A 22,891-nucleotide genomic window follows, 5' to 3' on the forward strand; every position below is an offset into this window, starting at 1 on the left:
AGGCCATGCCGGCGCCGTCAGTCGAGGCGGCCGGCGCGCCCCCGCATGCCGTGCAGCACGCCTTGGGTCATTTTCCACCAGTGCTGCCAGCGCGGCTTGGCATAGAGGGTGTAGAAGCCGTACTTGAGCAGCAGCCGCCACGCATCGACGCACTTCCACTGGCGCGGCACCCAGGGGGTGCGGTAGAGCAGCACGGCGTTGCGGAAGTGGTAGTAGTGGCGCAGCGGGCTGTGCAGCGGGATCTTGCGGCCGCGAAACTGAAGCGGTGCCTCGCCCAGGCTGTGCTGCATGTGGGCGGCGCATACGCCGTAGCTCTGGTAGCCGTGATGGGCGGCGCGCAGCCCCCATTCGATATCGACATAGTCGATGAAGAGATCCTCGCGCATGCCGCCGACGTGGTCGAGCACCGCCATGGGGATCAGGCAACCGGAGGCGATGAGGTAGTCGACCGGGAGTATGGCTTCGCCACATTCGCAGCGATGCCGATGAAGGCGCATCTTGCGTATCTGCAGAAACGGCGGCGGGTTCTCCTGACGGGGGTCGCGATAGCGCGGGCCGGCGGCGGCGGGCCTGGCCTGCGAGTCTAGCGCCGCACGTAGCGTTGCCACCATGTCGGGGGCGGGCAGGCTGTCCTGGTCCATGAGCAACACGTACCGGGCGTCCTGCTGCCTAGCCCAGTCGATACCGGCATTCTGCGCAGCGGCAATGCCGCGATTATCGCCCATGGCAAGCACGTGGCTGGCCGCCGGGTGGCGAGCGGCGTTCCAGGCCGGGACGTTTTCCGCCGAGCCGTTGTCGACGATCACCACGGCCTCGACCTGGGGAATCAGGCTATCGAGCAGCGTGGCGAGCACGTCGAGTTCGGGGCGGTAGGTGACGATGACCGCGACGATGCCGGCCCCGGCGGGCGCGGCATCGTCGACCTGCGAGAGTCGTTGTGTTTCAGCCATCCGCGCGGGCGCCTCCGCTTTGTGATACCGCCTCCTCGGGCCTTGCTTCTTGGGGCAGCGAGGCCAGGCGCGGTGGCCAGGCGAGGCTGAAGTCTTCGTGATCCAGCGTCAGGTTGGGGCTGTAGGCGGGGTCTTCGCGCAGCAGGCTGCCCCAGCGCTTGGTCATGTAGGCCCGTTCGCGCTCGAAGCGCGCCTTCTTCTCGGGCGTGTCCTCGAAGCCGCGCGTGGCGGATTCGTGGTGATAGAGCTCGGCGTAGGGGGTGAAGACATTGCGGTACCCCGCTTCGCGCAGGCGCAGGCAGAGATCGACATCGTTGCAGGCCACTTGCAGCTCGGTCTCGTTGAGGCCGCCAACCTCCTCGAACCGGCGCTTCACCACGACCAAGCAGGCAGCGGTCACGGCGGAAAACTCGGAGATGAGCGCCATGCGCCCCACGTAACCGGGGCTGCCCTTGGCAAATCCCTTGTGGGCATGCCCCGCCCAGCCGCCGATGCCGAGAACCACCCCACCGTGCTGAAGCGTGTCGTTGGGGTACCACAGCCTCGCGCCCACCGCGCCGACATCGGGCTGCAGGGCATGGCTGACCATCTCGTCAAGCCAGTCGGGGGAGATGACTTCGAGGTCGTTGTTGAGCAGGCCGATCACGTCGCCACGCGCCTGGGCGACACCGGCATTGTTGAGCGCGGAGTAGTTGAAGGGGCGCTCGTCGCGAATCACGCGGATACGCGCATCGCCCTTGAGGGAGTCGAAGTAGGCCAGCGTCTGCGGATCATCAGAGCCGTTGTCGATGATCAGGATTTCATAGGCGGGATAGGTGGTCTTCTCAACGATGCTTTCGATGCATTGGCGCACCAGGTGAAGCCCGTTGCGCGTGGGAATGATCAGGCTGACCAGCGGCAGTGTGTCGGGCAGCGCATAACGCACGCGATAGCCGAAGTCGAGGTGGATCACTTGCGCCTCGATGCCGCGGCGCTCGAGATGCTGCTGCAGCGCCTTTTCGCCGGCGATCATGGCATAGGGCTTGGCATCCGAGGATTGCGCGGTGCTTTCGGCATGCACGCGCCAGTGGTAGAGCACACGAGGAATATGGTGAATCTGCTGCGACGAGATGTGCTCGATGCAGCGCAGCGCCAGGTCATAGTCCTGGGCGCCCTCCACGCCCTGGCGGAAACCATCAATGGTACGCAAGAGCTCGGCGCGGTAAACGCCCAGGTGCGTGATGAGGTTGTGGGAGTAGAACAGCCCCTGGTTCCAGTCGCATTTGAAGTAGGGGTCGAAGCGCCGTCCGTGCTCGTCGATCTTGTCCTCGTCGGAGTAGATCAGGCTCAGCTGCGGGTCCTGGTTGATCGTCTCCGCTACCCAGAACAGGGCGTGTTCGGAGAGGCAGTCGTCGTGATCGAGCAGTGCGATCCAGTCGCCTGTGGCCAGCGCCAGGGCGCTGTTGGAGGTGGCGGAGATATGCCCGTTGGTCTCGCGGAATACGACCTTGATGCGCTCATCCTCGCGTGCATAGCGCTCGAGGATCGGCCGAATCGCCTTGTCAGTGGAGGCGTCGTCGGCGATGCATAGCTCCCAGTGCGGATAGAGCTGATTGCGCACCGATTCGATGGCCTCGATCAGCCATTCGGGCCGGGGGTTGTAGGTGGGCATGAGCACCGAGATCAGCGGCTGGCTGGAGAGGCGTGCGACATGCGCGCGCATGGCCTCTCGATCGCCCTCGGAGAGCGTATCGTAGCGGCTGATCCAGTCCGTATAGTCATGACGCTGCGGCTCGATCACTTCTCGACGGATGACACGCTGGGCCCGGGTCTTGAACCCTTGCCACCCTTCCGTGCGATAGACCAGCGCCGATTTGCGCAGCATGACGCTTGCTCCGCCGCCCTGCTTGATGCCGCTGCCGATTCGCTGGCTCAACTCACGCCCACGCCCGAGCCGGGATTTCGCTTCGCGGAGCGGGCGGGTCAACCGCCAGCTGAAGGAGTTGAGCAGGTCGCTCAACTGCCGGTCACGTTGGACAATCTGCTGCTCGCGCTCGGCTATCCGTTGGTCACGCTCGGCCAGGCTTTTGTGAAGTGCGGCAAGTTGCGCGTCACGCTCGGCAAGCCTGCCTTCCCGTTCGGCAATATGGTCTTCGCGATCGAGCACGACCTGATGATAGGACTTGAGCTGTTCATTGCGTTCAGCGAGGGACTTGCCAAGCGCGTCGAGCTCGTAGCGTTGCTGGATTCTCTCCCCCAGCCGGGCAAAGAGCGCTCTCACCGCGGGCGCGTCCTGCTGGTAGAGTCGCAGCATCTCCTCCAGTTGCGGCGGAATGTCTTCGCCGACGAACAGCACGCCAAGACCGTGTGAGTGATCGAAACGGAGGTGAGGATAGTGTGGGCTCAGTTCGTCCCATAGCTGCCAGACACCAAAGTCCTTCGCACGTACGTTGGTGTCATGAAACATGACGACGGCCCGTCGGGATAACTTGGAGCGCCAGGTCTCGAAATCGTGCTTCACGGCCTCGTAGGTGTGAAGGCCATCGATATGCAACAGGTCAATCGAAGCGTCGCTGAAATGGGTGACGGCGCGATCGAAGGTCATCCTCAGCAGCTGAGAAAAGGCGCCGTAGCGCTTGTCGTGGTCATTCGAAAGCGCTTCGAAAACGGTATCGCCATAATAGCCGGCGTGCTCGTCGCCCTGCCAGGTATCGACAGCATAACAGCGCGTGGCGAGCTTTCTTTCCTGCACCGTTTGACAGCAAGCCATGTAGGAGTTGCCGGTATGAGTACCCAACTCGACGAAGACGTCCGGCTCGAGCTTGGACAATAGCCAGGCCGCAAAGGGGATATGCCCGACCCAACTCGTCGGGAACACGACCCGATAGGGCTCGATCAGCATGTCTGCATCGATATAAAGCTCTTGCTTGCTCATACTCGGAACGCTCTATCCATTGAAATGATCTCTACTGCTCGCTGAATTGGATATTGCGCATGAATACCCACTGAGCCGGACACAACGAAACGGCCATTCTGGTCCGCCCGTTTTGCGGAAGGCTATGCTACCGTCAACAGAAGGTTTGCACCACCAGGGTTCAGCCCGGACAGCCGATGCCAACGCCTCGGCCGGGTTCAGTGGACGTTGCGAAAAAGCACGTAGCGCGAACTGAGATAGTTGACTGCCATGCCCGCCACGCTTCCCGCAGCGACACCCAATATAGGAAATTGATGAACGGTTTCTACGCTTGCAACCAAGAGGCTGTAGACAACGTAATTGACCACCCCTCCGCCCAGCATTAGCCCTAGGTAATGAAGAAACTCCCGCCAGATTGCGATACCGGAGCGCCTGCGCCCAAACGCCAGGCATCGATTAAGCCACCAAGTTACGAAAACGGCGGCGAAGAACGAAGGCACCCGCGCACCATAGATGCCCAGCGTCCCCTTGAGGAGATAGAGCACGCCTGTGTCGATGAGAAACCCCACGACGCCTGCCATGCCAAAAAGCACCAGTTCTCTGAATATCACCTTGCCGCCTTTTCAATGTCTTCGGCCAATCTGACCTCATCGGGTAACGTGCGCTTCATATGTCTAATGCACCTACTCCACGTCAAAGGGTAGCCATCCAACATCAGCTCCCAACTTCACCACCATGACGTCGTTCACCATCGTAATAGCATCATACTCGGGCCAGGTAGGCATGGAGTTTATTTCATCAAGGACATCAAGTACCTCTTCCTCTTGTGCCAGACGAAAACTTGCAATGCCGTAATAATCGAAAAACGCCATTATCCTAAGATTATTCCCGCCATCCCAGGAAAAAAACGAGCTACCAAAAACATCCGAATCAGGCAGTTTATGTTTACTTACCTTGCTGATACCGCCATGAAAATAGACAGGAGTGTTACTCTCTTCAAAATCAGGGTGCTTCACTGCCATTAGGGTTCTTATTCTGTTGGCCATGAGAACATCAGCTTCGCGCACAATTACATCGGAATAAAAGAGCTTGTTTATCAGCGAAACGTTCACCAGGCATAGCACCGCCACCAACACCACAGAGACAAGAGCAGACTTGAAAAACCTCAGCTCATTTATCACAAGAACAGAAAAAGAAAGGCCTGCCGCAACAAACACGCGAGGAGGCAGCTCATGCGTCGTTGCCATTACGGCAAGATAGGGGAAAACCAGTATGGAAATAACCAGAAACGCCCTGATGAGTGCCGTTTTAAAAGAGCAAAAAAAGCATTTCAACAATGTCACAAGAGTGCATAGAGAGGCGACGGAAAAAGTGATGAACCCAAAATAGCTTGTTCCCATCAAGCCCTGCCACATCTTGAAAAGCGAACCTTGAATATAAGGCCAGATACCGGTCTGGAAGTCGATACCTACCACTATTGAACTCTCTGCCTCTATGCCATGCAGATGCTGAACCCATGAAGACATGGTTATATATATAAAGGCTGAAACGATAGTAAAAGCTGCAAAACGTATTACCTCTGCGCAAGTTTCTCTAAACCCTTTTTCAGTTTCGTAACTATCGACCAGCAGGTACGCAAGCAATATCGTGGGTGGCACGAAAATCAGTGTCTGGTATATGGCGATAGCCATGACGAAACAGGCACACGCCAGAACCAGCCAGGTAAGCCTTGTTAGCAATTCCTGCTGGCGTGCTCGAAAGTAAAACAAGACGCACATGGCAGAAAAAAGGTAACCAAGGGATAACGTATCCGCCTGGTTGATGAACTCGAACTGGTACGCCATCTGCGGAAAGGTTATGAAAAGTGCACAAAAGAGATAGGAAACAATTCCCTTGTGCCTTAAAATATCACTAATAGCCACGGCAGCCGCGCACAACGCAGCGATGCTTATCAAATGTGTAAAATATGGAATAAATGGTTCAGGCAAGAACAGTACGCGCAGAAAAGCATGCCCCCACCTGCCAAGCGATATTGTCTGGTAGTAGTTATCTCTAAACTCCGCATCAATAGTCAAGGTGAAATTAAATATATGAAAACCGTAGGCCAACATTCCTAGCCCAAGAACAATCATATAAAGCATGATCTTATCTTGCGGAATTAACGCTCCCTTCTGCTTCACGGCATGTCTCCTAGGCTAATCGAAATTCTTTTCCGACACGATATATACCGGCCTGTGCTTCGATTCCATATAAAGACGACCGACATATTCTCCCAACACACCTATCGATATCAGTTGCACAGCCCCCAGAAAGAGCACTGCCGACATGATCGAGGCATATCCAGGCCAGCTAATGCCAAACATAATTGTTCTAATAATAATGAAAAACATGTAAAACAGACTCAAAAGAGCAATTGACACTCCCACATATGACCAGACACGCAGCGGCCAGGTGGAAAAGCTGGTTACTCCATCCAAGGCAAAGTTCCACAGTTTCCAATAGTTCCATTTACTTTCGCCAGCATGACGTGAAGGACGGTCATACTCTACCCCAATGGAGCGGTATCCTGGCCAGGCGAACATACCCTTCATGAACCTATTGCGTTCAGGCATTTGCCTGATGGCTTCTACCACTCTGCGATCCATCAATCGGAAATCGCCTGTATTGGGCGGGATAGGTGTATTCGATAGGCGATTGAACAAACGATAGAACATATTAGCGGAAGCACGCTTGCGCTTGGCATCCTCGTTTCGATTTGTGCGAACTCCATATACCGTATCGTATCCTGATTGCCAGAGCTTGAAGAATTTATGGATAAGTTCGGGAGGGTCCTGCAGATCGACATCGATGGGCACTACCGCATCTCCGGTAGCATGCTCCAGGCCCGCTGTCATGGCAGCTTCCTTGCCGAAGTTACGCGATAGCCTCACATAACGGATGAAGAGATTATTATGTGCAGCATTAAGGATTTCCTTGCGGGTCCCATCCGTCGATCCATCGTCAATGAATAGTATCTCTAGCTCCGCGGTTATGCCGGCGAGTTCGGCTTGAATTACTTCAAGAAACGGGGCAATGGATTCATCTTCGTTATAGACTGGAACAATAAGTGACAATCTGTACCGGGATTCTTCGCCATGGATAACCATAAACCCTCCGTGCTTTGTTTCTAAGCAACATTGCTAATTGACAATACTGCTCTATCCCTTTTAAAACCGCCATGCTAATATAACGGTTATTCTGATCTTTTATGACAGCAAGGGGCTTAGATTGCAACCAAGCCTACATTAACTCTAGCTCAATATTACGCATGGGAATACCGACCAGACCCGTCACTACGAAGCTACTATGGGAATTGATGATAAGGCCATCATGCACCCAATGATGCTGAACGTGATCAGCCTGAGTACCTTCAGCCAATGCTGCGCATAGACTGTATTGCCCCGGCGGGAGGGTTGGCATGCGAAATTCGAACTTGGCGTTAAATTTCTCTCCCTTTTCAATATTCAATGCAGAAGTGCCAATGTAGGTATTGTCTCCAAAAAGCGTTTGCCCGAGGCGGTCCTTGAGATAAAACCCAACGATCGGACTGTTTAAGGGTTTATCTGCAAAACACGTTATCGATAGTTTGACGCTTTCACCTCCCACTATCCAGGTGAGGCTTTTTCCTTGCAGATCTTTTAAGCCTATATCAATGATCTTCGCTTGCCCGGTACCGAAGGAAGCAGCATCCGGATTGAAGGAAAACAACTCAATATCATTACGCAACGGCGAGGCATTGATAAAGTCACGCCGCATATCATGATAATCTTCTTTTTCCACCTCAGCTACTGGAGATTTATCAGTGCTGAATTGAGTTCCCACTTTCTTATCTGCTTGTGAAACTGGCTTCTCAGTTTCCTTTTGTATCGCCTCAAATTGAGCTTCCAGATACTGTTCGGCTACTTCTTTAGGAATACCCTGCTGTCTAATTTCACCATGCTGAAGCCATATTGCATGGCTACAGAGATTGGTGATAGCCGAGCTGTCATGGCTGACAAAAAGAACCGTTCCTTTTTCCATGAAGCTGCGAAGAAAACGCATACACTTCTGTACAAAGAAAGCATCCCCAACCGCCAATGCTTCATCTATTATCAAGATATCGGCATCCACATGAGCAATGACAGCAAAAGCAAGACGCACCGACATACCGCTTGAGTACGTTTTTACCGGCTGATCGATAAATTCGCCGATATCAGCAAATTCCACTATCTTATCAAAACGCTCTGCAACTTCCTCTTTGGAAAGCCCTAGAACTGTCGCATTAAGATAAACATTTTCTCGTCCGGTAAACTCTGGATTAAATCCAGAACCCAACTCCAGCAAAGCGGCAATACGGCCTCGTGTCTCGACTTTGCCATGAGTTGGAGTAAGCGTGCCACAAATGATTTGCAGCAGCGTGGACTTTCCTGAGCCGTTACGTCCTATGATACCGACCGTCTCCCCTTTTTTTATTTCAAAGGAAACATTATTCAGTGCTTTAAATTCACGAAAATAATTCTGAGCATTCCTTCCGAGTAAGCGCTTCACCCTTGGAATAATGAATTGCTTGAGTCGATCATTCGGTCGTTCATACACCTGATAATATTTATCGAGCTTTTCAACCTTTATTACAGTCTCATCAGAGGACATCTGCAAACCCCTTTCTCGTCATCTGGAACCAGGCATAACCCAACCAGGCCACAACCGTAGCTACAAACGTATACTTTCCTAGCCCGCTCCAATTCGGAATATTTCCCCAGATAAGCACTTCCCTTGCTTGCTCTATAATAAAGGTCAGAGGATTCATCATGATCAATGGTTGATAGGGCTCGGGAAGCCTTTCCATAGGAAAGAAAATCGGCGAAAGAAATAGCAGTATCGTCGTAATGATTCCTATAAACTGCCCAATATCACGTAAGAACACTCCCAATGCGGCAAGAATCCATGCCAGGCCCAGCGCCAGAATTGCAAGGGGAATAAAAACAAAGGGAGTCAAGACTATGGTCCAAGGAGGAACCCCAGCGAAAATGAGATGGGCAGCCAGCAAGACTAGCAAACTAATTAATGTGTGGAAAATAGCGCTACCCAAAGCAATCGCAGGCAATATCTCCAAAGGAAATATGACTTTTTTAACGTAATTAATATTTCCAAGAATTAATCCCGGAGCCCGATTCAAGACTTCTGCAAAGAGCCCGTGAACAATTAGCCCCGCAAACAGCACCACAGCGAACTGTGTACTTGTCTCATCTTCGCTGACACCCCATCTGGCATTAAAGACAACCGAAAATACGAAAGTATAAACCAGCAGCATCATAACGGGATTGAGAAAGGACCAAAACATGCCCAGCGCAGAGCCTCTATACCTCCCCGTTACTTCACGCTTGGTCATTTGCATGACTAATTGGCGATGCTGCCATAAACTTTTCAATAAAGAGGTTAACGATACCGGTTGAGCGGCATGCGGATTCATGCAATTTCCTCGGCTTCTCTTGGTGAACGTCTCATACATTCCAAGGGATTCATAAAAGCAGCGTTGCCCTCATCAATGGATTCAAGGCATGCAATGAAGATAAATTCATCTTCCTGCTGCTGCGGCTGCTGCGTGAGCCATTCTCATCAAAAGATGAGTATGATACAGCAATCCTAATTTCTTGAGAATTCTCACCAGACAGTAAAATCAGCTTGTCACTGCCGTTATCCTTTCAGAAGCCTGTTCACGCTGATTCTTGTGCATTTTTGATAATCAATGATGTTTTTCATACCGTCAAAGCAACCGAAATTTACCGAAACCCAGGCCTAACTCATTAAATTTGTGGTATTTTAATGGGATTTCTCAGTTCGACGGTTGGGCTCATGCGCCACTGACAAATAAGTGAGGCAATGTAGTGTTCAAGGTAGGTCTCTGTGTCCCGACGCTGAATGCGGGCCCTCAATGGCGTGAATGGCTTTTGCGCACTTTGCCTGCTGCCAGCATGTATCGTGTGTTGATCATCGACTCTACCTCAGAGGATGAGACGGCCGTGCTGGCAGAACAGGCCGGATGTGAGGTCACGACCATCGCTCGGAGTGATTTCGACCACGGCGGCACAAGAGGCTGGGCCATTGGCCAATTAGATGATTGTGAGATTATTGTATTTCTCACACAGGATGCCATAGTCGCTGACAGTGCCACACTGGATAGGCTCGTTGAGGTCTTCGACGATCCCCTGGTAGGTGCTGCCTTTGGCCGACAGCTCCCTCACGACGATGCCACGCCGATTGCAGCACATGCTCGTTTTTTCAACTATCCCAGCGTTTCCTATCAAGTGAGCTTCAGCGATGTGGAGCGCTTGGGTATCAAGGCTGCATTCCTATCGAACTCCTTTGCCGCCTACCGTCGCGAGGCCCTTATTGCGGCCGGTGGTTTCCCGACGGGTACGATTCTCAGCGAGGATATGATTGCCGGCGCACGCTTGCTGAAAGCCGGCTGGAAATTGCACTACTGTGCCGATGCTCAGGTGTACCATTCTCACAATTACAGCGTGATACAGGAGTGTCGACGTTATTTTGATATCGGCGTGCTGCATCGCCGTGAGTCTTGGCTTTTGGATATGCTTGGGCGTGCCGAAGGGGAAGGAAAGCGCTATGTACTGTCAGAGACAAAGTATCTCTTAAAGCGATCACCTATGAGGCTTCCTGAAGCCCTTATTCGTAATTTCGCCAAATATATCGGCTATCGCTTGGGGAAAAAAGAGGCATCCATTCCTCTTTCCATAAAACGGCATCTTTCGATGCACCACCATTTCTGGAAATAGTTGCGTAGAGTACAAACAGCTATGGCTGAACATTATAGAAGCCGCGAATCAGCGTCATGATCAGGATCTTGATATCCAACCCAAGTGACCAGTTATCAATGTAGTAGAGATCATACTCTACTCTTTTCTGCATATCGCTCAAGTTCTCGGTATTACCACGCCAACCATGTACCTGGGCCCACCCTGTCATACCCGGCTTGACGCGGTGACGCTGCATGTAGGTTTCAATCACTTCTTTGTAGTACTCATTGTGATCCATGGCGTGCGGGCGAGGGCCAACCAGCGACATGCGGCCTTGCAATACGTTGTAGAGCTGCGGCAGCTCATCCAGACTGGTGCGGCGCAAGAATGCGCCTAACCGGGTAATTCTTGGATCGCCTGGCTGTGCCTGCTGAGTCCAGTCCTGTGCTGGCTGGTCCTGCATAGTGCGAAACTTGTAAATTCGGAATCGCTTGCCATCGATACCGTGACGATATTGCTTGAAAAGCACCGGCGAGCCCATGGAAATTCGTATGGCTAGTGCGATGATTAGCATGACAGGTAAAAAAAGTAGAAAAAGTATGGTGCCAAGCACTCGATCCTCGACCGACTTGACTAGGCGCCTGGCTCCATTTAGCGGACTGTAATTCAAATCCAATGAATACAACCCGGCGACTTGGGCCATGCGATGATTTAGCAGGCGTACATCGGAAAGGTCGGGGAAATAACGCACATTCGCGGGTACCGCGACCAGTACATTGGCCAAGTGACGGACGGTATCGCCGTCACTTATTGGATAGCTCAACCAGATTTCATCGAAATCGCGCTGAAAGGCGCTTTGCGCCACCAGCTCATTCACTTCTTTGTAGAACAGTTGGCTATTGTTATCGACCATGCGTCTCGAAATGGCATAGCCGACAGAGGGCATGGCATCGAGGCGCTCACAGAGACGCTCGACATTCTCGGAACGCCCAATGGCCAGGACGCGTTTCAAGTTCTTGCCGCTGGCGCGAAGATGTCGCAGATAGAGATAGAGGATGCTTCTGAGCACTAGCCCGATGAACAAGACGCCAAGAGAAGTGAGGCCCATCCACAGCCGTGAGAACACATCGGCACTTTGGGTCAGTACGAGAAACAGGCTGAGCAGAACGATGGCCGTCAACCAACCGAGCGTATAGACACCCAGCATGGTGAACAGGCTTCTGCCCCGCCAGGGCTGGTACAGGCCCAACAGCTCGCCACACGCCGGCAACAGCAGGCTACCGACAAGAATAAGCAGCGTGTATTCGATGCCATCGGTGTTGTCCAGACCCGGCAACCACCACAACAGCAACGCCGATACCGCCAGTGCAGTGGCGGCATCGAAAGTACGCATGGCGCGTCTCAGCCAATCACTGCTGGTGCTGCGCGGAAGCATATCAGCTCTCGCCCTCCACCGAGCCCGGTGTGGTGATTCGGGCCAGCAACGCCATGATATTGTTCAGGTCGGCGGAGTTGAGTTCGCCTACGGCCGACCTCAGGGCCAACCAGTCGATGGCATAAATGCCAATGGTGTCGACGAAGCGTATCCGCTGGTCGAAGAGATTGGCCCGCGCATCCAGTACATCGACGAGATCGCGCAGCCCGAGCTGTTCGCCGCGTTCGGCGGCATCCAGAAACAGTTGACTCGATTCGATCGCCTGGCGCAGCGCTTCGAGCTGGCGCACGCTGCCATTGAGCGAGCGCAGCCGCTGGCGAACCTCTTGGGCGGCAAGGTTGAGTTCGTTGGTGACCGACTCGCGAGCGGCACTGGTGCGCAGCTCGCCCTGTCGCACGCTGGCCGTGGTGTAGCCGCCCCGGTAGAGCGGCACGCTCACCTCGACACTGGCCCGGTAGTCTTCACTTGTCCTTAAATCATCATCGCTGTCGCGATCAGAGTAGCTCAGGTTGAGATTGACCTCGGGGAAGTGGCCGCCACGACGAATACGCGTGTCGAACTCGTTGGTGCGCTGCTCCTCACGGGCCAGCAATACCTGGAGGTTGGCAGGGGTGCGCTCGATCCAGGCGTCCACTGAACCCCAGTCACTCTCGACCTTGGCGGCCTCAAGGCTGCCAAGCTGGAGCCCACTGAAATCGGGGCGCATACCGGTGAGACGCTCCAGCAAGCTGAGAGCATTATCGAACTCATTTTCAGCCTGCACCGTATCGCTGATCGACTGGTCGAGTCGCGATTGTGCCTCGAGCAGGTTGATCCTGTCGCCGACGCCGAGATCAAATGCCCTCTGCGCCTGGCGAGTCTGCAATTCAAGCGATTCGCGCTGGGCTTCCAGCAGGCCCAGGCGGCGCGAGGCAAGATAAGCGTTGATATAGGCTTCGCTCACTTCCAATGCCAGATCGCGCTCGACCAGCGCCAGTTGCAGCTGCGCCACGCTCACCTGTGCCCTGGCGAGATCGAGCCCGCGCCAGCGCTCCAAACTGAACAGCGGCTGCTGGAGCTGGAGCTGCCAGTAGCGCTCATCTATCTCGCCGGGGCGCTGCGCCGGCTGATCCAGACCGAACCCATCGGGATCGGTCTGGATGTTGGTGGAGTCCTGATAGAGATAGGATGCATTGGCGCTTACCTGGGGAAGCAGTTGCGAGCGAGCCAGGGGAATCTCTTCATTGACCGCTTCGAGCTCGTATCGCTGGCGAGCCAGTGCACTGTCGTGCTCGAGTGCACGCTGGAAAAGCCCCGGCAAGGAGGGTAATTCGCGCAGCGTGGGCTGGGCACTATCGAGGGCCGCCAATTCCGCCATGGCACTATCGCCGGCAGGCACGTCGCCCTGCTGGGCTACAGCCGGCATGATCAAAAGCCAGCCGGCAACCAGTATGACACCCGCCGTGACGATACGACTTGGAAAGTGCACCGGAATCAGGGGTGTCATCAATCCTCCCTAATGGCGCGAGCCAGCATGTCGGTGACGGGTTTGGCGATGTAGCTGGCAAAGGTGCGCTCCCCGGTGCGAATCATCACCTCGGCAGGCATGCCGGAGAGCAGCTGCATCTGCTCGGTCATGTCCTCCTGACCCGCGTCGGTGACTCGCACTCGCGCCTTGTAGTAGCGGCTTCCCGTCGCTTCGTCCTCGAAGCTGTCGGCACTGACATAGACCACTTCACCGTCGATGATGTTGGTCAAGCGCTGGTTGAAGGCGGAAAAGCGAATTTCAGCGTGCTGTCCCCGGAAGATATTGTCGATGTCACGGTTGGGGATCCGCGCTTCGACGATGAAACCGTCGCCTGACGGCACGACATCCATGATCGTATCACCGGGCCGCACCACGGCACCGATGGTGTGCACCTGGCGCCCGACCACGGTACCGGAGACCGGTGCCATGATGGTGGTACGGTTGACCTGGTCATCGAGCGAGGTGATGCGCTCCTCGGCTTCGGCGATCTGTGCCTGGGCATCACGCAGTTGCTCACCAACCTCCTTCTGGAACTCCTGCTGGCGGATTTCCTTCTGCATCTGGTTCTCGCTGATCTGCGAGCGCAGACGCGCGACATCGGAGCGGTGCTGGGCATTCTCGCCTTCGTACTGCAGCACCTGCCGCTCGAGCTCCCGCATCCGCTGGTTATCACCAAGCCCTTCACGGAACAGCGAACGGAAATCTTCGGCTTCTCCTCGCAGCGATTCGATACGCCGCGAATTGACCTGCACCCGGGCCTGGAGACCCTCGATCTGTTCGCGCATCTGGTTGCTCTGCTCATCGAGCGACTCGAGTGTGGAGATCAGCGACTGGCGGCGCGCGGTAAACAGGCTCTGCTGGACACCGAGCACCTGCTGCACGCGCGGATTGTCGGCATCGAGCAGTTCATCGGGAACTACCATGGCTTGATCGCCGCGCTGCTCGGCCAACAGGCGGATCTCCATGGCGCGGTTGATCAGGTATTGCGAGCGGGCGATCTCGAGCTGGGAGCGTGCCTGGGTATCGCTCAGCACCAGCAGCGGCTGGCCGGCCTCGACATAGTCACCGTCGTTGACCAGCAATTCGCTGACGATACCCCCTTCGAGGTGCTGAATGGTGCGCTTGAAGGACTCCATCGATACCGAACCGGGCGCGACCACCGCCACGGCAAGAGAAGCGGTGGCGGCCCAAGTGCCGAAGCCACCGAAGGCCAGCAGCAGGATCATCATCCCCAGCCGGCGATATCCCTTGTCGCTGGTCGGCAGCTTTTCGCTGTATTCACCTTCGATGGCACTGGGCTGGGGGGTGACGTCGATCTCCTCGCGTGCCGTCACATCACGGCCCGCCGGGCGATCCAGGGGGTGCTTCTCGTCTGCCACTAGCTTTGCTCCTCAGGGCTATCGGGCCCTGCTTGCCCTGCGTCCGGCCTACCGCCACGGATGGCCGCCAGACGGGTATTCGTCTGTTGTGCCAGTTGCCCACGTGGCGCCGGCTTTTTGGCAAACTGTGCCAGTACCTGATCGCGTGGGCCAAACATGCTGACCTGCCCTTCCTTCATCACCAGCAACTTGTCCATGCTCTTCAGTACGCTGGTGCGGTGGCTGATGATGAACAGCGTCGCCCCCTCCTGCTTGAGCTGGGCAATGGTATTGGCAAGCGCGCGCTCGCCGGCATCGTCCAGGTTGGAGTTGGGCTCGTCCAGCACCACCAGCACGGGATTGCCGTACAGCGCACGGGCCAGGCCGACGCGCTGGCGCTGGCCGCCCGACAGCGCACCGCTGCTGGCGGAGATATAGGTGTCATATCCGTTGGGAAGTTCCAGAATCATTTCGTGCACACCGGCTTTTTGTGCTGCAGCCACGACCTTCTGGGGGTTCACTTCGCCAAAACGGGCAATGTTTTCACTGATGGTGCCATCGAACAGCTCGATATCCTGGGGCAGGTAACCGATATAGGGACCAAGCTCATCGCGATTCCACTGGGTGATATCGGCGCCATCCAGGCGTACCTTGCCGACCTGAGAGGGCCAGATGCCCAGCAGTACCCGGGCAAGGGTCGATTTGCCCGCCGCACTCGGGCCGATGATGCCGATGTGCTCGCCCCTGGGCACAGTGAAATTGATGCCGCGAAGGGTCGCCATGCGCACCCCGGGCGGGGCGGCAGCGACACTCTCGATGTTGATATCACCCTTCGGGGCGGGCAACGACATACGCCGCTGTTCGTCGGGAATCTGGGTCAGAAGATCATTGAGACGCCCATAGGCACTACGGGCACTGACGAAGCCTTTCCAGCTTCCGATCATCTGGTCGATGGGCGCAAGCGCTCGCCCCATGATGATCGAACCGGCGATCATCATGCCGGGTGACATGTCGCCACGCAGTACCAGCAGGGCACCCAGGCCGAGAATCAGCGACTGGAACAGCATGCGCAGGGTCTTGGAGGTGTTGGTCAGCGCCCCGGCCCGATCGCTTGCCTGGGACTGCTTGGCCAGAAATTCATGATGCTTGTTGGCCCAACGCCCCATGATGCCAGGCAGCATGCCCATGGCATGCAGCACTTCGGCGTTGCGCAGATTGGAGTTGGCCAGTTCCTGCGCCTTGATGTTCTCGCTGCTGGCTTCGGCAAGCAGGGTCTTGGTGGCTTTCTCGTTGGCAACGGCAAGGCCCAGCAGAATGAGGCCTGCGACGGTTGCAAAAATCCCCAGCCAGGGATGGAACAGGAACAGCACGCCAAGATAGATCGGCACCCAGGGAGCGTCGAAAAACGCAAACAGGCCATTGCCGGTGAGGAACTGGCGCAGGCTGGTCAAGTCGTTGAGGGGCTGAGCCGTTTGTCGCCCCTGACTGACCACGCTACGGCGAAACATGGCGCTATACAGGCGGGCATTGATGTTGGTATCCAGGCGATTACCCACCCTCACCAGGATACGAGACCTGACCAGCTCCAGGCCGCCCATTATCATGAAAAGGAAGACGACAACAATAGTCAGCATGATGAGCGTGTCGACACTCTGAGTCGACAGTACCCGATCGTAGACCTGCAGCATGTACATCGGCGGAACAAGCATCAGCAAGTTCACGAACATGCTGAAGAAGCCGACTGAAATGAATGAACTCTTGCAGGTCTTGAGCGCGCGCTGAAGATCCGTGGCGTCTTCTTGCTTTGCCATGTGGCGAACACCGTTATTGGAAAGGAGTGGCTGACGCAGAAAAATAATCGCGGCAGCATAGCAGAATCGCCCCTACCACAGGTAGAGGCGATCAAAGAGCTAGGGCTTCTAGCTGACAGGCTTAACGTCGCCCTTAACGATACACCGGCAACCGCGCGCAGACCTCTTCGACCTTGGCCTTGACCGCCGCTTCCGCCGCGCTCGAGTCGCCGTTGGCCATGGCGTCGAGAATGTCGCAGATCCAGCCGGCCAGGTCGCGACACTCGCTCTCGCCAAAGCCTCGCGTGGTGACCGCCGGGGTACCGATGCGCAGGCCGGAGGTGACGAAGGGGCTCTGCGGGTCGCCCGGCACCGCGTTCTTGTTGACGGTGATATGCGCGCGCCCAAGGGCGGCGTCCGCATCCTTGCCGGTCAGCCCCTGCTTGATCAGTGAGAGCAGGAACAGGTGGTCCTCGGTGCCGCCGGAGACCACGTCATAGCCGCGCTCGATGAACACCCCGGCCATCGCCTGGGCATTCTTGATCACCTGCTGCTGATAGGTCTTGAACTCGGGCTCCATGGCCTCCTTGAAGCACACCGCCTTGGCGGCGATGACATGCATCAGCGGGCCACCCTGGCCACCGGGGAATACGGCGGACTGCAGCTTCTTCTCGATCTCGGCGTCGTTCTCGGCGGAGAGGATCAGGCCGCCGCGCGGGCCACGCAGGGTCTTGTGAGTCGTGGTGGTGACCACATGGGCGTGGGGCAGCGGGCTCGGGTAGGCATCGGCGGCGACCAGGCCGGCGATGTGGGCCATATCGACCAGCAAGTAGGCACCCACCTCGTCGGCGATTTCACGGAACCTGGCCCAGTCGATGATCTGGGAGTAGGCCGAGAAGCCGGCGATGATCATCTTCGGCTGGTGTTCGCGGGCAAGCCTGGCCACTTCGTCATAGTCGATCAGGCCACCCTCGCCCAGCCCGTACTGGACGGCCGTGTACTGCTTGCCGGAGAAGTTCGGCTTGGCACCGTGGGTCAGGTGGCCGCCGGCATCGAGGCTCATGCCGAGCACCACGTCACCGGGCTTGACCAGCGCCTGGAATACCGCGCCGTTGGCCTGGGAACCGGAGTGCGGCTGAACGTTGGCGTAGGTGGCGCCGAACAGCTGCTTGGCGTAGTCGATGGCCAGCTGCTCGACGACATCGACGTGCTCGCAACCACCGTAGTAGCGCTTGCCGGGATAGCCTTCCGCGTACTTGTTGGTCAGCTGCGTGCCCTGCGCTTCCATCACCCGTGGGCTCGCGTAGTTCTCGGAGGCGATCAGTTCGATGTGCGCTTCCTGACGGGCGACTTCCTTGTGCATCGCATCGAACAGGGCATCATCGAATCCGGCAATCTGCATGTCACGGCTGAACATCGTCGAGGGTCCTCGGAATGGCGGGAAAGTTGGCGCCATGATACCCCAGCGGCGTCCCCCTTTCATATGAAAGGGGGTCATGGCGAGGCGCATAATTTCTCATCTCGGGTTTAGTGATACTGAATCGAAAAGCCAAGATTCATATCAGCACCCAAAGTGTTTGCAGAATAGTTGAAGCACTTTCTTAAAAGCGGCAGGAGTAAGCGCGCCGAAATGGCCTACTACCAGTGAGTCATTCAAGGTGAAAACCTTCTCATACCGAACCCAACTACGCTTGGGCAAGGTACCTGCAGCAAAACTGGACTCCTCCAGGATAAGTGCATCTGCATGCTGCGGGCTGGAAGTAATCGCGAGACACACCATGTCCCCATAACGATCAGCGGGACGAAGCACTAAAACGGGACGCCTTTTCCTGCTCTGCAGATCCGAAAATGGAAATGGGATGAGAACCACATCACCTGACTGGCACGTCATTCCACACCTCGTCATCATGATTATCCCATTCATGCTGCAGGCTCTTCTCTTGAGCCAGCATCAAGTTACCCAACTCTTCACCTTCAGCCTTGTGCTTTAGAAAATGCGCGAAATCCAGCACTTCGCGTTGAAGAGACTCGGGCAATTGACTGATTTCCATTGCAATTTGCTCAGCGGACAGCATCACTTGATCCTCTCAAACATGACTCTTGGCCCCCTCAGTATAAGCGGCGCTTCATGGTCCGGCTGGAGCCTATCAAGGCTCCATGGCATCACTCTCTCACGCCTCGCCCAACAGCCCCAGGCTCTGCATCGGCGTCTGGCGGCGCACGCTACGCGACAGCACATGACCGATCACGCCGATGGCGAGCGCCCCGCCCAGCGGCAGCGTGAGCCACAAGCCCCAGTGGATGCGCGGCGCAAGGTCGAGCCAGCCGATATAGATGCCCGCGGCGGCAAGCTCGGCCAGCAGCGCGCCCATCAGGCCACTGGTGAAGCCGAGCAGCGCGAATTCCGCCCCCTGCACCCGCGAGATCAACCGGTCGCCGGCGCCGAATACTCGCAGCAGCCCGCTCTCGTGGGCGCGCATCGGCCGGCTGGCGGTGAGTGCGGCATACAGCACGCTCACCCCGGCCAGCAGCACGAAGCCGAGCACGAACTCCACGGCACGGGTCACCTGGGTGAGCAGTTCGCGTACCTGGCCGAGGATCGCCTCGATATTGATCAGCGACACGCCGGGGAACTCCGTGACCAGCTGGCGGGTGACATCACCGCGGTCGCGGTCGAGATGGAAGGCGGTGATGTAGCTGTGGCCAAAATGCTCGAGCACATCGGGCGGAAAGACCACGAAGAAGTTGGGCCGGAAGCTGTCCCAGTCGAGACCGCGCAGGCTGGCAAGCTCACCGACGATCTCCTCGCCTCCGATGGTGAAGGTCATGGTATCGCCAAGCGAGAGCCCCAGCCGTTCGGCCAGGCCATCCTCCACCGAGATCGGCACCCGGCCCTGCTCGAACTCCGGCAGTGCATCGAACCACTCCCCGGCGACCAGCCGGTTGCCTTCGGGCAGCTCGGCCTGCCAGGTCAGGTTGAGCTCGCGGCGCAGCGAACCATCACCACGGGCATCGGCCGGTACCGCCTCGCGGGGCGACTGGTCGTTGATCGCGGTGATCCGGCCACGCACCATCGGGTAGAGGGTGGTGAGCTCGTCGGCGGCGCCATCGAGGGTATCGACAAAGGCGTCGCGCTCCGCGGGCTGGATGTTGATGGCGAAGTAGTTCGGCGTATCCTCGGGCAGCTGCGCCTGCCAGGTGGTCAGCAGATCGCCGCGCACCAGGGCGATCATCGCCATGGCGGCGAAGGTCACCGAGAAGGCCAGTAGCTGGCCGAGGCTGGCACGCCGGCGCCGCGCCAGCTGACGTGCCCCTAGCCGCACGGCCTGGGTCAGTGTCTGCCCCGCCCGCTCCCCTCTTGCCACGGGAATGCGCGAGGCGAGTCGCAGCACCAGCGACAGCAGCAGCCAGCCCAGCCCCCACAGCACCACCAGCATGACCAGCCCGCCGACAAGCAGGCCGAAAGCCAGGCCGGGGTCACCTGAGTAGAGCCACAGCAACCCACCGAAGACCAGGCTTGCCACCCCCACCACCAGCCAGGCGGAGGCCGGCAGCGGATCGAGTTCACGGCGCAGCACCTTGAGCGCGCTGACCCGCTTGAGGCGCAGCAGCGTGGGGCCGGCGAAACCGACCAGCACCGCCAGCGCAGTCAGCACACCCAGCAGCAGCGGCAGCGGCCCGGGAGGCGGCAGCTCCATCGGCAGGAAGGCGGTGAGCAGCCACAACAACCCCGCCTGACCGGCCAGGCCCAGCAGCGCCCCAAGCAGCGATGCCGCCAGCGCCAGCCACAGCAGCTGCAGCGCGAACAGCCGGGTCAGCTGACGCTGGGTCGCGCCGAAACAGCGCAGCAGCGCGGCGGTATCCAGGTGGCGGTCGACATAGCGCCGAGTCGCCATGGCCACCGCCACCCCGGCCAGCAGCACCGCGGCAAGCCCCGCCAGGCTCAGGTACTGCTCGGCACGCGACAGGGCGTTGCCGAGCTGGGGACGGTCGCGGCGCACATCGCGTACCTCGACACCTTCGGCTGCAAGCTGACGAACGCGCGGTAGCGCCGCATCGACGGCCTCGGGCGAGCCCCGCGCCAGCAGCCCGAACTCGATACGCGAGCCGGGCTGCACCAGGCCGGTCGCCTCGACATCGGCCCGGTGCATCATCAGGCGCGGATTGAAGTTGGCGAAACCGCCCTGCTGATCGGGTTCGCGCTCGACCAGTCCGGCGAACTCGAGCGTGCTCTGCCCCACCTGCACCGCCGTGCCCAGCTCGATCTCCAAAAGCTGCGCCAGGCGCGGCGCCAGCCACACCTCGCCGGGGGCCGGGCCATGGTTCACCTGCTCGACGCCCTCGCCGCGCTCGACCAGGACCTGGCCGTAGAGCGGATAGTGTTCGTCGACCACCTTGAGACTCGCCGGCTGGAACGCCTCTTCATGGCTGACCATCGAGACCATGCCGATCTGCTCGCTGATCGTGAGCCCGGCATCGCGCAATGCCTGGTGCAGCGCGGGGTCGAAGGGGCGCGCCTGCTCGAGCGCCAGGTCGCCGCCCAGCAGCTGTCCGGCCTGGCGCTCCAGGCCACGCTCGAGGCGGTCGAGGAAGAAGCCGATCATGGTCGAAGCCGCTACCGCCAGGACCAGTGCCACGAACAGCGCACGCACGTCGGCGGCACGCAGGTCGCGCTTCAAGCCGCGCAGCGACAGGCCAAGCGTTGCCATGCGCGACGTGGAGGGCGTGGCCGCTGCGGGCCGGGCGCTTACCGCCTCGTTCATGCCTCCACCTCATCGGCCGTCATCTCTTCGAGTCGCCCCGCATCCAGCCGCAGACAGCGGTCGCAGCGGCGTGCCAGGACATGGTCATGGGTCACCAGCACCAGGGTGGTGCCGGCCTCGCGGTTGAGCTCGAAGAGCAGCTCGATGATCTTGCCGCCGGTGGCACGGTCGAGGTTGCCGGTAGGCTCGTCGGCGAACACCAGCTCGGGATGGGTGACGAAGGCGCGCGCCAAGGCGACCCGCTGCTGCTCGCCACCCGAGAGCTGCTTGGGCAGGTGATCGAGCCGCTCGCCAAGGCCGACCCGGGCGAGCCAGTCGCGGCCGCGCTTGTCGCTATCCGCCACCGGCGCCAACTCGAGCGGCAACAGCACGTTCTCGAGCGCGGTCAGAGTCGGCAGCAGCTGGAAGTTCTGGAACACGAAGCCCACCCGTCCGGCGCGTAGCTGCGCCCGGCCATCCTCGTCGAGGGCGGAGAGCGATTGGCCGAAAAGCTCGAGCTCGCCATCGCTGGGCTGATCGAGGCCGGCAAGCAGCCCAAGCAGGGTCGACTTGCCCGCACCACTGTGGCCGAGGATCGCCAGCGTCTCGCCGGGGAACACTTTCATCTCCAGATCACTCAGAATGGTCAGCGGCTTCTCACCGCTGGTGACCCGCTTGCCCAAAGCGCGGGCATGTAGAATGAGAGGCGCATCCGTTCGAATGGAGTCTGACATGACAAAAGGTTTCCCTATGTTGCTGCGCGTTGCTGAAAGAAAGTCCGAGCCCCGGATCCGACCCGTCGGAGCGTGGCTGCTGAGTTTGCTCACCCTGCTATGGCTTGGCCTCATGGCCCCGGCCCAGGCCGACGACGAGACGCCGACGCTGATGGTCTTCGGCGACAGCCTGAGCGCCGCCTACGGCATCGAACAGGAGGAGGGCTGGGTCAGCCTGCTCGCCGAACGCCTTGGCGACCGGGCGCGGGTGATCAACGCCAGTATCAGCGGCGAAACCACCGCCGGCGGCGCGGCGCGCCTGCCCGATCTGTTACGACAGCATGATCCGCAGTTGGTGCTACTCGAACTCGGCGGCAACGATGGACTGCGCGGACTGCCCCCGGCACAGATGCGCAACAACCTGACCCGCATGATCGAGGAAAGCCAGCAGGCGGGTGCCGAGGTATTGCTGCTCGGCATCGACATTCCCCCCAACTATGGCCAGGCCTATCGCGACGCCTTCACCGCCGTCTATTACGACCTGGCTGACGAGTATGCGCTGCCGCTGGTACCCTTCCTGCTCGAGAATGTCGCACTGGAAGCTGCCCTGATGCAACGCGACGGCATTCACCCCACCGCCAGCGCCCAGCCGCTAATCCTCGACAACGTCTGGCCGGAACTTGACGCCATGCTCGAAGAGCCTGCTCGTCAGGAGTAGCGAGTGCTGGCC

18 protein-coding genes are annotated in these 22,891 nt (G+C 58.0%); 2 read left to right on the forward strand and 16 right to left on the reverse strand.

Annotated features, from left to right (window positions below; translation table 11 throughout):
- Positions 1–17: 17 nt before the first annotated feature.
- The 7 genes from HJD22_RS08485 to HJD22_RS08515 form a co-directional block, all read right to left on the reverse strand.
- Positions 18–950 carry a glycosyltransferase family 2 protein gene (locus HJD22_RS08485; protein WP_208655764.1) on the reverse strand — a complete coding sequence of 311 codons (933 nt, stop codon included), beginning with the start codon at positions 948–950 and terminating at the stop codon, positions 18–20.
- Entirely contained in the window at positions 943–3,864 is a 2,922-nt protein-coding gene (locus HJD22_RS08490) for a glycosyltransferase (protein ID WP_208655765.1), read from the reverse strand. Before HJD22_RS08490 ends, HJD22_RS08485 begins: the two co-directional genes overlap by 8 nt.
- A gap of 197 nt (positions 3,865–4,061) precedes the next feature.
- Positions 4,062–4,454, reverse strand: a complete 393-nt coding sequence (locus tag HJD22_RS08495) for a GtrA family protein (protein ID WP_217267826.1) — start codon at positions 4,452–4,454, stop codon at positions 4,062–4,064.
- Between the two features lie 72 nt (positions 4,455–4,526).
- Positions 4,527–6,023, reverse strand: a complete 1,497-nt coding sequence (locus HJD22_RS08500; RefSeq protein WP_208655766.1) for a glucosyltransferase domain-containing protein — start codon at positions 6,021–6,023, stop codon at positions 4,527–4,529.
- A 15-nt stretch (positions 6,024–6,038) separates the two neighbouring features.
- Positions 6,039–6,989: a glycosyltransferase gene (locus HJD22_RS08505; RefSeq protein WP_208655767.1), complete on the reverse strand. Its 951-nt coding sequence runs from the start codon at positions 6,987–6,989 to the stop codon at positions 6,039–6,041.
- A gap of 133 nt (positions 6,990–7,122) precedes the next feature.
- A complete protein-coding gene (locus HJD22_RS08510; protein WP_208655768.1) occupies positions 7,123–8,511 on the reverse strand; it encodes an ABC transporter ATP-binding protein in 1,389 nt (462 codons plus the stop codon).
- Entirely contained in the window at positions 8,501–9,331 is an 831-nt protein-coding gene (locus HJD22_RS08515; RefSeq protein ID WP_208655769.1) for an ABC transporter permease, read from the reverse strand. The genes HJD22_RS08510 and HJD22_RS08515 overlap by 11 nt, the downstream gene beginning before the upstream one ends.
- Positions 9,332–9,746: 415 nt before the next feature.
- On the opposite strand from HJD22_RS08515, the gene HJD22_RS08520 reads away from it, so the two are divergent.
- On the forward strand, positions 9,747–10,655 hold the full coding sequence (locus HJD22_RS08520; protein ID WP_208655770.1) for a glycosyltransferase family 2 protein: 909 nt from the start codon (positions 9,747–9,749) through the stop codon (positions 10,653–10,655).
- Positions 10,656–10,674: 19 nt separating this feature from the next.
- Here the strand turns inward: HJD22_RS08520 and HJD22_RS08525 are convergent, their stop codons facing one another.
- The 9 genes from HJD22_RS08525 to HJD22_RS08565 form a co-directional block, all read right to left on the reverse strand.
- On the reverse strand, positions 10,675–12,009 hold the full coding sequence (locus HJD22_RS08525) for an undecaprenyl-phosphate glucose phosphotransferase (RefSeq protein ID WP_208655771.1): 1,335 nt from the start codon (positions 12,007–12,009) through the stop codon (positions 10,675–10,677).
- Between the two features lie 43 nt (positions 12,010–12,052).
- On the reverse strand, positions 12,053–13,537 hold the full coding sequence (locus tag HJD22_RS08530; protein ID WP_208655772.1) for a TolC family outer membrane protein: 1,485 nt from the start codon (positions 13,535–13,537) through the stop codon (positions 12,053–12,055).
- On the reverse strand, positions 13,537–14,937 hold the full coding sequence (locus HJD22_RS08535; RefSeq protein WP_217267827.1) for an HlyD family type I secretion periplasmic adaptor subunit: 1,401 nt from the start codon (positions 14,935–14,937) through the stop codon (positions 13,537–13,539). The genes HJD22_RS08530 and HJD22_RS08535 overlap by 1 nt, the downstream gene beginning before the upstream one ends.
- Positions 14,937–16,727, reverse strand: a complete 1,791-nt coding sequence (locus tag HJD22_RS08540) for a type I secretion system permease/ATPase (protein WP_208655773.1) — start codon at positions 16,725–16,727, stop codon at positions 14,937–14,939. The genes HJD22_RS08535 and HJD22_RS08540 overlap by 1 nt, the downstream gene beginning before the upstream one ends.
- A gap of 133 nt (positions 16,728–16,860) precedes the next feature.
- Positions 16,861–18,123, reverse strand: a complete 1,263-nt coding sequence (glyA, locus tag HJD22_RS08545) for a serine hydroxymethyltransferase (RefSeq protein ID WP_208655774.1) — start codon at positions 18,121–18,123, stop codon at positions 16,861–16,863.
- A 144-nt stretch (positions 18,124–18,267) separates the two neighbouring features.
- Positions 18,268–18,630, reverse strand: a complete 363-nt coding sequence (locus HJD22_RS18090; protein WP_367947598.1) for a type II toxin-antitoxin system PemK/MazF family toxin — start codon at positions 18,628–18,630, stop codon at positions 18,268–18,270.
- The gene (locus tag HJD22_RS08555; protein ID WP_208655775.1) at positions 18,578–18,781 is read right to left on the reverse strand and encodes a DUF2281 domain-containing protein; all 204 of its coding nucleotides are present in this window, start codon (positions 18,779–18,781) and stop codon (positions 18,578–18,580) included. The genes HJD22_RS18090 and HJD22_RS08555 overlap by 53 nt, the downstream gene beginning before the upstream one ends.
- Before the next feature lie 96 nt (positions 18,782–18,877).
- Positions 18,878–21,415, reverse strand: a complete 2,538-nt coding sequence (locus tag HJD22_RS08560) for an ABC transporter permease (RefSeq protein WP_208656900.1) — start codon at positions 21,413–21,415, stop codon at positions 18,878–18,880.
- Between the two features lie 50 nt (positions 21,416–21,465).
- Positions 21,466–22,182: an ABC transporter ATP-binding protein gene (locus tag HJD22_RS08565; RefSeq protein ID WP_208655776.1), complete on the reverse strand. Its 717-nt coding sequence runs from the start codon at positions 22,180–22,182 to the stop codon at positions 21,466–21,468.
- Positions 22,183–22,294: 112 nt separating this feature from the next.
- Here HJD22_RS08565 and HJD22_RS08570 point away from each other — a divergent pair, with 112 nt between their 5' ends.
- The gene (locus HJD22_RS08570) at positions 22,295–22,879 is read left to right on the forward strand and encodes an arylesterase (RefSeq protein ID WP_248730190.1); all 585 of its coding nucleotides are present in this window, start codon (positions 22,295–22,297) and stop codon (positions 22,877–22,879) included.
- Positions 22,880–22,891: the final 12 nt, after the last annotated feature.

The organism is Halomonas sp. TA22, from assembly GCF_013009075.1.
Classification (GTDB): Bacteria; Pseudomonadota; Gammaproteobacteria; order Pseudomonadales; family Halomonadaceae; genus TA22.